The 11,945-nt window shown below is 62.5% G+C and carries 9 protein-coding genes; 5 read left to right on the forward strand and 4 right to left on the reverse strand.

The window, feature by feature from the left end; translation table 11 throughout:
* The first annotated feature begins 1 nt into the window (after position 1).
* Positions 2 to 295 carry a hypothetical protein gene (locus ACXAF3_RS10160; RefSeq protein ID WP_475112182.1) on the forward strand — a complete coding sequence of 98 codons (294 nt, stop codon included), beginning with the start codon at positions 2 to 4 and terminating at the stop codon, positions 293 to 295.
* Positions 288 to 1,994 carry a Na(+)/H(+) antiporter subunit D gene (locus tag ACXAF3_RS10165; RefSeq protein WP_475112183.1) on the forward strand — a complete coding sequence of 569 codons (1,707 nt, stop codon included), beginning with the start codon at positions 288 to 290 and terminating at the stop codon, positions 1,992 to 1,994. Before ACXAF3_RS10160 ends, ACXAF3_RS10165 begins: the two co-directional genes overlap by 8 nt.
* 21 nt (positions 1,995 to 2,015) lie before the next feature.
* Here the strand turns inward: ACXAF3_RS10165 and ACXAF3_RS10170 are convergent, their stop codons facing one another.
* Positions 2,016 to 2,672 (reverse strand): TetR family transcriptional regulator, encoded by a 657-nt coding sequence (locus ACXAF3_RS10170; RefSeq protein WP_475112184.1) that lies wholly within the window; start codon positions 2,670 to 2,672, stop codon positions 2,016 to 2,018.
* A gap of 317 nt (positions 2,673 to 2,989) precedes the next feature.
* Between ACXAF3_RS10170 and ACXAF3_RS10175 the strand changes: the two genes are divergently transcribed.
* From ACXAF3_RS10175 to ACXAF3_RS10185, 3 genes are all read left to right on the forward strand, one after another.
* Positions 2,990 to 4,198 (forward strand): efflux RND transporter periplasmic adaptor subunit, encoded by a 1,209-nt coding sequence (locus tag ACXAF3_RS10175; protein WP_475112185.1) that lies wholly within the window; start codon positions 2,990 to 2,992, stop codon positions 4,196 to 4,198.
* A gap of 12 nt (positions 4,199 to 4,210) precedes the next feature.
* Complete coding sequence (locus ACXAF3_RS10180) at positions 4,211 to 7,375, forward strand: efflux RND transporter permease subunit (protein ID WP_475112186.1); 3,165 nt, start codon at positions 4,211 to 4,213, stop codon at positions 7,373 to 7,375.
* Between the two features lie 103 nt (positions 7,376 to 7,478).
* On the forward strand, positions 7,479 to 9,530 hold the full coding sequence (locus tag ACXAF3_RS10185) for a TonB-dependent receptor (RefSeq protein ID WP_475112187.1): 2,052 nt from the start codon (positions 7,479 to 7,481) through the stop codon (positions 9,528 to 9,530).
* Positions 9,531 to 9,558: 28 nt separating this feature from the next.
* Here the strand turns inward: ACXAF3_RS10185 and ygiD are convergent, their stop codons facing one another.
* From ygiD to ACXAF3_RS10200, 3 genes are all read right to left on the reverse strand, one after another.
* A complete protein-coding gene (gene ygiD, locus ACXAF3_RS10190) occupies positions 9,559 to 10,347 on the reverse strand; it encodes a 4,5-DOPA-extradiol-dioxygenase (protein ID WP_475112188.1) in 789 nt (262 codons plus the stop codon).
* A 147-nt stretch (positions 10,348 to 10,494) separates the two neighbouring features.
* The gene (locus ACXAF3_RS10195; RefSeq protein ID WP_475112189.1) at positions 10,495 to 11,253 is read right to left on the reverse strand and encodes a tetratricopeptide repeat protein; all 759 of its coding nucleotides are present in this window, start codon (positions 11,251 to 11,253) and stop codon (positions 10,495 to 10,497) included.
* A gap of 46 nt (positions 11,254 to 11,299) precedes the next feature.
* A partial coding sequence (locus ACXAF3_RS10200) for an RHS repeat-associated core domain-containing protein (RefSeq protein ID WP_475112190.1) occupies positions 11,300 to 11,945 on the reverse strand: 646 nt, incomplete at its 5' end.

An 11,945-nucleotide genomic window follows, 5' to 3' on the forward strand; every position in this document is an offset into this window, starting at 1 on the left:
TATGAGTGGGGAAAAACAATACTTCTTCGACAAGCCGGAAAATATCCGCCTGGTGTTGCGCGTTTTCTACGGTATCTGTGCCCTGCTGGTGGCGCTGGATTTCGTCGTGCACCGGCACACGGAGTTCCGCTGGGAGGGACTGCCGGCCTTCTATCCGCTCTACGGCTTTGTCGGTTGCGTGATTCTGGTATTCGTTGCCAAGTGGATGCGCACCTTTCTGATGCGCCCGGAAGACTACTACGACCGAATGGAACTGGACAGCAGCAGGGCGGAGGAGGGGCGCAGCGATGTTTGAGATAGCGCCCTTTATCCCGTTTTTTGTTGCCGCCGCGGCCGCGCTCTTCCTGCGCGGCTGGCCGCGCGGCCTGTTGATGGTGGCGGTGCCGCTGCTCGGGCTGGCAAACCTGTGGCTTCTGGGCGAGGGCAGTTTCGGTGCCTGGTCGGTGCTGGATTTCCAGCTGCTGCTGTTCCGCGCCGACAGGCTGAGCCTGCTGTTCGGCTACCTGTTCCATATCGCCGCGCTGATCGCCATCGTCTACTCGCTGCATGTGCGCGACTCGCTGCAACAGGTGGTGAGCCTGCTCTACGCCGGCAGTGCCCTGGGCGCCGTCTTAGCCGGCGATCTGCTGACCCTGTTCATCTTCTGGGAGCTGCTGGCGCTGACTTCCGTGATGTTGATCTGGGCGCGCCGCAGCGGCCGCGCCTATCTGGCGGGGCTGCGCTATTTCACTCTGCATATACTGTCGGGTCTGCTGCTGCTCGGCGGCATCATCTTTTACGGTCAGGCCAACGGCTCGCTGGAGTTCGGTTATATCGGCCTGGGGCAGGGCGGCTCCGGCGGGGTCGAGGGCTGGATGATCTTCCTCGCCTTCGGTATCAAGTGCGCCTTCCCCTTCTTCCACAACTGGCTGACCGACGCCTACCCGGAATCCACCCCCACAGGCACCGTTTTCCTGAGCGCCTTTACCACCAAGGTGGCGGTTTACGCGCTGGCGCGGGCCTACCCGGGTACGGAGCTCTTGGTTTATATCGGCGCGGCCATGGCGTGCTTCCCGATCTTCTACGCGGTGATCGAAAACGACCTGCGCCGGGTGCTGGCCTACAGCCTGATCAACCAGCTCGGCTTTATGGTGGTGGGTATCGGTATCGGCACCGCGCTGGCGATCAACGGCGCCGTGGCCCACGCCTTCAACGATGTCATTTTCAAAGGCCTGCTGTTTATGTCCATGGGCGCGGTGCTGCACGTGACCGGGCGCATCAACGGCTCCGAGCTGGGCGGGCTCTACAAGACGATGCCGAAGACCACGGTGCTGTGCATTATCGGCGCCGCGTCCATTTCCGCCTTCCCGCTGTTCAGCGGTTTTGTCAGCAAGTCCATGGTGATGAGTGCGGCGATCAAAAACGGCTACGACTGGGTTTGGTTGATACTGCTGTTCGCGTCCGCCGGGGTATTCCACCACGCGGGGATCAAGATTCCCTACTTCGCCTTCTTTGCCCACGACTCGGGCCTGCGCGCCAAGGAGCCGCCGGTCAATATGCTGGTGGCTATGTCCATTGCCGCGGCGCTGTGCCTGTTTGTGGGCATCTATCCGCGGGCCCTGTACAGCCTGCTGCCGTTTGAGGTCTCCTACACGCCCTACGACGTCACCCACGTGCTGACGCAGCTGCAACTGCTGTTCTTCTCCGCACTGGCGTTCGTGTGGCTGAACCTGCGCCGCTACTACCCGCCGGAACTGCCGTCGGTGAACCTGGATGTGGAGTGGTTCTATCGCCGCCTGCTGCCGAATACCGCGCGCAGTTTTATCGCCGGGGCCTTCCGCCTGGACCAGCGACTGCGCGGCGCCGCCCTGAAGGGGATCGGGAGTCTGATCGAGGGAATCACCGGCCACCACAGGCCCGAGGGCGTGATGGCGCGCAGCTGGTTGACAGGCAGTATGGTGGCGGGGGTTGTGTTGTTACTGGGAATCTACCTGCTGCTCGGTTTCACGGCGTGAAATGGCAGCGTCGGCGGAGCCTCAAAGGGCTGCCGCCGCGGCAGTCTGCCGGCGCAGCGTCGGCGAGAAGCGCACCATATCGATCAGCGCATCGATATAGCGCTCGCCCAGTTCCCCCAGGTCGCCGATATGCGGTTGCAGCAGCCAGTCCTCGAGCACGCCGATCAGGGCGCCGTGCAGCATCGGCACCGCTACGTCTATATCCAGATCCGTGGGCAGCTGGCCCCTGGCCACCGCCGCGCTGATAAGCAGGCGCATGCGCTCGGCGCCCTCGGCGTGGCCCTGCATCATGCGCTGGTGTATCTCGCCGCTTTCGGTGACCAACTCGCAGCGGTGGAAGATGATTTCCAGAATCAGCTGCCACTGGCGGTTGCAGGCCACTTCCTGAAACAGCCACAGCCAGCGGGTGCGCAGCACCCCCAGCGGGTCCTTTTTCATTTCCTCGCCGGCGGATTCGCACAGCTTCTCGCCGGGCAGTTGTACCCGCTCGGCCAGTGCATTGAGCAGATCCGCCTTGTTACGGAAATGGCCGTAGACGGCGCCGCGGGTGACGCCGGCCAGCTCGGCGATCTCAGTCAGCGAGGGGCGGGCGACCCCGTGTTTGTGAAATACGCTGATGGCTGCGTCCAGTATGCGCTCGCGCGTCTCCAGGGCGTCCTCTTTTCTGCGTCTGGCCATTGGCTTCCCACCGGATATAAAAGTCGTAAAGGTCAGTTGAGCCCAAAAAGCCTGCATTTGACCGAAGCCGGATTGCGTTCGGTCGATTTGCGGCGGTCTACTTCGACCATCGCAGAGGTGTGTCCTGTTCGCCGCGGGGCGCTATCGGGCTCAGGCGGCATATTAATTCATATTCATGCATGAATGAATACTTGATATGCATTTATGGATGCCCATAAAATGCGAGCCTCCCTGAGTCGGACTCACCTGTCTGTTCGAACAGTTTATTCAGCTTCACCGCCCCGCCCGGATGGCGGACGCTCTAGATAGAGGTAGTCATGCACAAGAAAGCCTTCGTCAGCCTGCTGTTGGCATCTGCACTGCTCACCGCCTGCGGCGAGGAGGCCGCGGCGCCGCCGATGATGGCGCCGCAGGTGACGGTGGTCACGCTCAAGGCCGAGCCGGTGACCCTGACCCGGGAACTGCCCGGCCGCACCGCGCCTTTCAAGGTGGCGGAGGTACGCCCGCAGGTGAACGGCATCGTCAAGGAGCAGCTGTTCCGCGAGGGCGGCCTGGTGCAGGCCCACCAGCCCCTGTACCAGCTGGACGACGCCACTTATCGCGCGGACTACGACAGCGCCAAGGCCGGCCTGCAGAGCGCCCGCGCGGTTCTGAACGAGATGCGCCTGAAGGCGAAACGCACGGCGGAACTGGCGCAGACGGGCGCCGTCAGCAAGCAGGAGAACGACAGCGCCCAGGCCGCCCTGCAGCGGGCCGAGGCGGATGTGGCCGCGGCCAAGGCGGCACTGCAGCGCGCCGAGATCCAACTGGACTATGCCCGTATCAGCGCGCCCATCGGCGGCCGTGTCGGCAAGTCCTCGGTGACCCAGGGCGCCCTGGTCACCGCCAACCAGGCCCAGGCCCTGGCCACGGTGCAGCAACTGGACCCCATCTATGTCGACCTGACGCAATCCGCCGCGGAGCTGCTCAGCCTGCGCAAGGCGCTGGATGCCGGCACCGTCGAGAACCGGGATCTGCCGGTGACCATCCTGCTGGAGGACGGCAGCGAGTATGAATATAAGGGCGAACTGGCATTCGCCGAGGCGAGCGTGGACCCGTCCACCGGCAGCGTGCTGCTGCGGGTGAAGGTGCCCAATCCGGACCATATGCTGCTGCCGGGCATGTACGTGCGCGCGGTGGTGGGCAGCGGCGTGCGCGAGCGGGCGATCCTGGTGCCCCAGCGGGCGGTGGCCCGGGACCCGAAGGGCAACACCTCGGCCATGGTGGTCACCGAGGAGGGCCTGGTGGCCCAGCGCTCGGTGCAGGTGAGCCGCACCATCGGCGACCAGTGGCTGGTGGAGGGCGGCCTGGAGGCCGGAGACAGGGTCATCGTCGAGGGGCTGCAGAAGATACGCCCGGGCGTGCCGGTACAGGCCGCCGAGGCGGAAGTGCCCGAGGCCCCGGCCGCCGGTGAGACCGTTGCCGGCGAGGGTGCCCGCGAAAGCGAGAGCGAACGAGTACAAGCGCCGACCGCTCAGGCGTCGTAAGGGGGCCCGGCAATGGCAAGTTTCTTTATCAATCGCCCGATTTTCGCCTGGGTACTGGCGATCATCACCATGCTCGGCGGCGCCCTGGCTATCACCCAGCTGGCGGTGGAGCGCTACCCGGACATAGCGCCGCCGGCGGTTTCCATCGAGGCGGTCTACCCCGGCGCCTCCGCCAAGGTGGTGGAGGACTCGGTGACCCAGATCATCGAGCAGAACATGAAGGGCCTGGACGGACTCCTGTATATGTCCGCCACCAGCCAGTCGAACGGCAGGGCGTCCATCACCCTGACCTTCGAGAACGGCACCGACCCGGACACCGCCCAGGTGCAGGTGCAGAACAAGCTGCAGCTGGCGATGCCGCTGCTGCCGGAGGAGGTGCAGCGCCAGGGGGTGAACGTCAGCAAGTCCCGCAGCGGCTTCCTGATGGTGCTCGGCTTCGTGTCCGAGGACGGCAGTATGTCCAAGGACGATATCGCCGACTATATCTCCTCGAGCCTGGTGGACCCGATCAGCCGCGTACCCGGCGTCGGCAGCCTGCAGGTATTCGGTTCCAAGTACGCGATGCGTATCTGGCTGGACCCGCACAAGCTGGAGACCTACGGCCTGACCCCGGCGGACGTGACCGCCGCGGTGCGGGCGCAGAATCAGCAGGTGGCAATTGGGGCGCTGGGCGGCGCGCCGGCGGTGCCGGGGCAGCAGCTGAACGCATCCATCACCGCCCAGGGCCGCCTGCAGACGCCGGAGCAGTTCCGCAATATCGTCGTGCGCGCCAATGACGACGGCTCGGTACTGCGCCTCGGCGATATAGCGCGGGTGGAAATCGGTGCGGAAAACTACGAGTTCATCACCCGCTACAACCGCCAGCCGGCCACCGGCGTCGCGGTGACCCTGGCCACCGGCGCCAATGCGCTGGAGACCGCCGAGGGCGTCAGGGCCAAGCTGAAGGAACTGGAGGCGTTCTTCCCCACCGGGCTGAAGGCGGTGGTGCCCTACGACACCACGCCCTTCGTCAAGGTGTCCATCGAGGGGGTGATACAGACCCTGATCGAGGCGGTGATCCTCGTGTTCCTGGTGATGTATCTGTTCCTGCAGAACTTCCGCGCCACGCTGATCCCGACCATCGCGGTGCCGGTGGTGCTGCTCGGTACCTTCGGCGTGCTGGCCGCGCTGGGCTTCTCCATCAACATGCTGACCATGTTCGCGATGGTGCTGGCCATCGGCCTGCTGGTGGACGACGCCATCGTCGTGGTGGAGAACGTCGAGCGGGTCATGAGCGAGGAGGGCCTGTCGCCGCGGGAGGCGACGAAGAAATCCATGGGGCAGATCTCCGGCGCCCTGGTGGGTATCGGCGTGGTGCTGTCGGCGGTGTTCGTGCCCATGGCCTTTATGAGCGGCGCCACCGGCGTTATCTACCGCCAGTTCTCCGCCACCATCGTCTCCGCCATGGCGCTGTCGGTGCTGGTGGCCCTGGTGCTGACCCCGGCGCTGTGCGCGACCATGCTGAAGCCCCTGAAAAAGGGCGAGCATCACGGCCAGACGGGCTTCTTCGGCTGGTTCAACCGCAACTTCGAGCGCGGCACCGACAAATATCAGCGCGGCGTGCGCGGTATACTCGCGCGCAGCGGCCGCTTTATGGCCATCTTCGCCGGCTTATCGCTGGTGATGGTGTTTCTGTTCCTGCGCCTGCCCAGTTCCTTCCTGCCGCAAGAGGACCAGGGGGTGCTCTTCTCTATGGTGCAGACGCCGGTGGGCGCCACCCAGGAGCGCACCATGGAGTCCATCTACAAGGTGGAGGATCACTTCCTGAACAATGAGCCGGACAATGTCGAGTCCGTCTTCTCGGTGCAGGGCTTCAGCTTTGCCGGCTCCGGCCAGAATAACGGTATCGCGTTTATCAAACTGAAGGACTGGGCCGAGCGCGAGGAAGAGGGGCAGGGGGCCGGCGCCGTGGCCATGCGCGGTATGGGCGCGCTGATGCAGATCAAGGACGCCATCGCCTACGCCTTCTCGCCGCCGGCGCTGCCGGAGCTGGGCACGTCCAACGGCTTCAACTTCTACCTGAAGGACAACGCCAACCTGGGCCACGAGGCGCTCACCAATGCGCGCAACCAGTTCCTGGGTATGGCCGCGCAGAGCCCGCTGCTGGCCAACGTGCGCCCCAACGGTCAGGAGGACACGCCCCAGTTCCGCGTGCATATCGACACCGCCAAGGCGGCGGCCCTGGGACTGTCCATCGCCGATATCAACTCGACCCTGAGCGCCGCCTGGGGCGGGGCCTATATCGATGACTTTATCGACCGCGGCCGCGTCAAGCGCGTCTATATGCAGGCGGATGCGCCCTACCGCATGGCGCCGGAGGATTTCCAGCTGTGGTCCGTGCGCAACAGCAAGGGCGAGATGGTGCCTGTGTCCGCCTTTGCCAGCTTCGGCTGGGAGTACGGCTCGCCGCGCCTGGAGCGCTACAACGGCGTGCCGGCGATGCAGATCAACGGCGAGGCCGCGCCCGGCGTCAGCTCCGGCGAGGCCATGGCCGAGGTGGAAAAACTGGTGGCGCAGCTGCCCGCCGGTATCGGCATGGAGTGGAGCGGCCTGTCCTATCAGGAGCGCGCCGCCGGTGCGCAGACGCCGCTGCTCTACACACTGTCGCTGCTGATCGTGTTCCTGTGCCTGGCGGCCCTCTACGAGAGCTGGACGGTGCCCACCGCGGTATTGCTGATGGCGCCGCTGGGGATTCTCGGCGCGGTGCTGGCGAACACTTTCCGCGGCATGGAGCGGGATATCTACTTCCAGGTGGCCATGCTCACGACTGTCGGCCTGACCAGCAAGAACGCGATCCTGATCGTGGAGTTCGCCAAGCAGAACCTGGAGAGCGGCATGGAGCTGGTGCAGGCCACGATGCGCGCGGTGCGCGACCGGCTGCGCCCGATCCTGATGACGTCACTGGCCTTCGGCCTCGGCGTGCTGCCGCTGGCGATAGCGTCCGGCGCCGGTTCCGGTGCTCAGCGCGCGATCGGCACCGGGGTGCTGGGCGGCATGATCGTCGGCACGCTGCTGGGGATCTTCTTTATCCCGCTGTTCTTCGTCGTGGTGCAGCGGCTGTTCGGGCGCAGGCCGCAGGTGGCTGAGGCGGTGACGGAACAGCCGCGGCGCGAGGTTGAAACCGCCGAGGCGCTGTAGTTGACTTCACGCCCCCCGTAGGAGCCTGCAAGCAGGCTCCTACATTCTCTGTTCGGATCCCGTAGAATCCCTGCCGATTTGTGTATCACAAACAGGCAGGGAAATGCGTTCCGCACTCTATCTATTGCTCCTCTGCAGCGGGCTCGCCGCCGCCGAGACATCGCGGCTGGAAACCCTGGTCGTCACCGCCAGCCGTCACGCAATGCCACTGCGGGATCAGGCCGCGAGCGTGTCTCTGCTCGACCGCGATTCCCTCGACCTGATCGATCACGCCCATATACAGCAGAGCCTGGCCCGGGTGCCCGGTGTCAACTTCGCCCGCGGTAACGGCCTGGAATACCTGCCATCCCTGCGCTCGCCGGTGCTGTCCGGCGCCGGCGCCTGCGGCAGCCTGCTGACCGCGGAGGACGGCATACCGCTGCGCGCGGCCGGCTTCTGCAATATCAACGAATTGTTCGAATCCCACAGCGAGCTGGCAGGCCGCATCGAGGTGATCCGCGGCCCGGCCGGTACGCTCTACGGCTCCAACGCGATGCACGGGGTAATCAATGTGATAGGGCCGCAGCCGGGGCAGGGCGCGGGTACCTCCGCCGGCATCGAGGTCGGCCCGCACGGCTTCGCCCGCGCGCGGCTTTCCGCAGACACCGGGCTGAAAGATGGCAGCGGACTGCGCGCCGACCTGTCGCTGGCGCAGGATGGGGGTTTCCGGGAAAATTCCGGCTACGGACAGCAGAAGCTCAGCCTGCGCCACGGCACCCGTGTCGACGCGGCGGGCGTCGCTACCCACCTGGCCGCGACCAATCTGAACCAGGAAACCGCGGGCTATATCGCCGGCGAAGACGCCTACCGCGATCGCGAGCTGAGTCGCACAAACCCGAATCCGGAGGCCTACCGCGATGCGCGCGCGCTGCGCCTGTCGTCGCGGATCGATATAGACACGGCGCGGGGCGAATTCAGCCTGACCCCCTATCTGCGCAAGACGGAAATGGCGTTTTTGCAGCACTACCTGCCCGGCCGGGCGGTGGAGGAAAACGGCCAGCGCGGCGCGGGCCTACGCGGCAGCTACAGCGGTGCGCTCGGCGACAGGCTGCGACTGGTCGTGGGCATGGATGCGGAATTCACCCGCGGCTATCTGCGGGAAATCCAGCGGGAGCCGACGCAGGGTTCGGCCTTCCTGCGGGCCACCATCCCCACCGGCAGGCATTACGATTACCGCGTGGATGCGCGGATGGCGGCACCCTTTGCGCTGCTCAGTTGGCGCGCGAGCGAAAGGCTGACGCTGCAGGGCGGGCTGCGCTACGAGGCGCTGGCATACGATTACGACAACCGCATGCTCGCCGGGCGCAGCGCGGAGGATGGCAGTGCCTGTGGCTTCGGCGGCTGCCGCTTCAGCCGCCCGGCGGACCGCCGCGACAGTTTCCGCAACTGGTCGCCGCGCCTCGGCGCCAGCTACCAACTGGATAGCGGCCCCCAGCTGTACGCGAATGTCGCGCGGGGTTTCCGCGTGCCCCAGGCGACGGAGCTCTACCGGTTGCAGCGGGCGCAGACGGTGGCGGAGCTGGACGCGGAGGAGATAGACAGCGTCGAGCTGGGTGTCCGCGGGGGCGACGATATCTTCGGCTATGAACTGGTCGCCTACGGAATGCGCAAGGACAATGTGATCTTCCGCGATGCGGATTTCTTTAACCAGTCCGGCGGCAAAACCGCACACCGGGGCCTGGAGCTGGCGCTCGACAGGGCGCTGGCGGCCGAGTGGCGCCTGCAGCTCTCGGCCAGTTACGCGGAACACCGCTACAGCGACAGGCGCCTGCTCGACGGCGTTGCCCTGTACGGCAAGCTGGTCGACTCGGCCCCGCGCGCATTCGGCAGCGGCCGCCTGCTGTGGCAGCCGCAGGCGAATCTGGTCGCGGAGCTGGAGTGGCTGCACCAGGGGCGCTATTACACGGATCCGCAAAACAGGCACTCCTACCCGGGGCACGACCTGCTGAACCTGCGCGCGCGCTGGCGGCTCGACGACTGGACACTGTCGGCGCGGCTGTTGAATCTGAGCGACGAGGCCTACGCGGAGCGCGCCGACTACAGCAGCTTCGCCGGTGAGCGGTATTTTCCCGGCGAGGGGCGTGCGCTGTATTTCGGCCTGTCGGCCGAATGGTAGGGAATTCCGAGCGGAAGAAAGCGGGCGGTCAGGAGTAGAGCACCGACAGCATGCTGATGGCGCCACGCTCTATGCCGTCGACCGGAAACTCGATCCTGTCATTCGGCCCGCTGGCGCCGAGCGCGTACAGCAGCGGCAGGAAATGCTCTTCGCTCGGTACCGAGAGGCGCGCCGCCTCGCCGGACTGCAGGTAATCGAGCAGGAATGCGTGATCGCGCCGGATCAGTGCATCGCGCACCCGGTCGTTGAAGGAACTGGCCCAGGCAAAAGGCCCCGCATCATCGCCGCGGTGCATCAGCGCCAGGTTGTGTACCACGTTGCCGCTGGCCAGAATCAGCACGCCCTGATTGCGCAGCGGGCGCAGGCGCTGCCCGAGGCGGTAGTGGTATTCTGCCGGCCGGGTGGCGTCGATACTGAGTTGCAGTGTCGGTATCCCGGCTTGCGGGTACATGTGCATCAATATGGACCAGACGCCGTGGTCCAGCCCCCACTCCCCATCCAGCCCGACCGGCAGCGGTTCCAGCAACGCGGCGATCCGCCGGGCCAGTTGCGGCGCTCCCGGAGCCGGGTATTCGCATTGGTAAAGTGCCGGTGGAAAGCCGTGAAAATCGTGCAGGGTTCGCGGCTTTTCCGTCGCGGCCACAAGGGTGCTGCGGGTATACCAGTGAGCGGATACCGCGAGAATGGCGCTCGGCCTCGGCAGCCTTGCGCCCAGCTGTCGCCAGGTATCCGAGAAGCGGTTGCGCTCTATCGCGTTCATCGGACTGCCGTGTCCGACAAACAGAGGGTCGGCAGGGATTCTGGAAATTTTCGCCAAAATTGGATTAACTCATTGTTTCTGAAGGCTTTTTTCTGGCGACCCCCTTGAAAGCTATCCTCATTGTTGAATTAGAAGCCAGCTGCTGGGCTGGCCGACTTCGATCTGATCGAAACTAACGTTTCAGGCTTCTGGCACACGTGACCTTCACATAGTTCGATTTGTAGTTACTCTCGTACAGGCAGAGCTTATCTCCGCCTCCGATTTAAACTGTTTATATTCACCAGCTAACTTCAGCGCGGCCTCTTTTTCAGCACCGTCCAATAAGGAGTCTATTCTTTTATTCACCTCTAGAGACTTGTCATAGGCATAGGTATTCACTGGCAAACTATTTAGCCAAATCAAGGACCATGCATATGCTTTGACGAGATCTTTAAATTGATATTTGTCTTCTAAGTAATGCTTGGTTAGGTATTCTGAAGCTTCTTTCTCGTTATCATTAAAATAGGCCAGCAAGTAGTGATTTAGTGCATTTTTATATACCCCTTTCGAATCAAAGATACGAGCTATTTCGATATGCGCTCCGGTATATCCGTCCTTTTCGGCCTCACAGTACCATTCTATTGCTTTTTCGTCATTATCAAATCGTTCATGGTAGAGATACGCCAAATTGGTCATTGCAATTTGGTGGCCAAGTTCGGAGGCTAACCTATACCAGAAAAAGGCCTCATCTTCATCCGCTTGACTAAAGGTATAAAATTGAGCCACCTTAAAAGCTGAATCCCCATCGCCTTTTAAGGATTTATTCTTTAATTTCAAGAGTTCTTTGTCGGTTAGAAAATAGGCGCTGGCAGAGCTTTCAATCTCATTTGCAGATGAGTAGACGCAGGCTAGAGCTGAGAGAATCAGACATAGAACTCTATTTCGACAAATTTTACACCCTAACAGCATTTTGATCGAAATCATTTCAATTATAATCCTTCAGAGATTTGTTCACATGGAAGTACGACCATCATTGTTCGGACTGCCTTTCATATTTAACCCAACTACCAGGCTTGGAATAGTCAGGCTCATTGGTGCCATTGGACTTGTCATATATTCCAGCAAACCCGTTTTCGGAAAACCAGCCAAAACTATCTGGAGCATAAACTGAACTATTCGGCAACAGGTCGGCAACTTTCTGTGCGAAAGGTTCTCCGCCAGAAGCGCCTTCCGTATTTCCTGCATTACAAGCATAGATATAGACGGGCATCCCTGGAGAATACTTCGGATGGCTCATAATATCCTTTGCTAACGCTTCAGGACTAAGTCTCGCTCCAGATTTCTTGGCTAAAGAATTTGGGGTTCCGTGTCCTGCGACTGTGAACGCATCAGGCTTATTCGTTTTTGCAGCACCTTTTCCCTGTACAGTAAATACCTTTAGATAAGAAATATCGACCAAGCCAAGCGGATCAATCCAATTGGCAGGATTTCCACCCACATACCCATAAATATTGATTCCACCTGCCTCAGCAATTGGATCGCGGGTTAACCATTTCTGGGTGGCCGGCACATAATACCGATACCCAAAGTAAGCCAGCCCGGTGCTTTCATCCCAACGCTTTGTAGAAAACCGAAACGGCTGATCAAGAGTGCCTGTCTGGTTGTTGATGCTGCCG

This window comes from Microbulbifer sp. ABF4_143 (assembly GCF_056160225.1).

Coding starts and splice junctions, on each gene's coding strand:
- ACXAF3_RS10175 (WP_475112185.1), top strand. CDS start 2,990: ATGCACAAGAAAGCCTTCGTCAGCCTGCTGTTGGCATCTGCACTGCTC.
- ACXAF3_RS10160 (WP_475112182.1), top strand. CDS start 2: ATGAGTGGGGAAAAACAATACTTCTTCGACAAGCCGGAAAATATCCGC.
- ACXAF3_RS10180 (WP_475112186.1), top strand. CDS start 4,211: ATGGCAAGTTTCTTTATCAATCGCCCGATTTTCGCCTGGGTACTGGCG.
- ACXAF3_RS10185 (WP_475112187.1), top strand. CDS start 7,479: ATGCGTTCCGCACTCTATCTATTGCTCCTCTGCAGCGGGCTCGCCGCC.
- ACXAF3_RS10195 (WP_475112189.1), bottom strand. CDS start 11,253: ATGATTTCGATCAAAATGCTGTTAGGGTGTAAAATTTGTCGAAATAGA.
- ACXAF3_RS10170 (WP_475112184.1), bottom strand. CDS start 2,672: ATGGCCAGACGCAGAAAAGAGGACGCCCTGGAGACGCGCGAGCGCATA.
- ACXAF3_RS10165 (WP_475112183.1), top strand. CDS start 288: ATGTTTGAGATAGCGCCCTTTATCCCGTTTTTTGTTGCCGCCGCGGCC.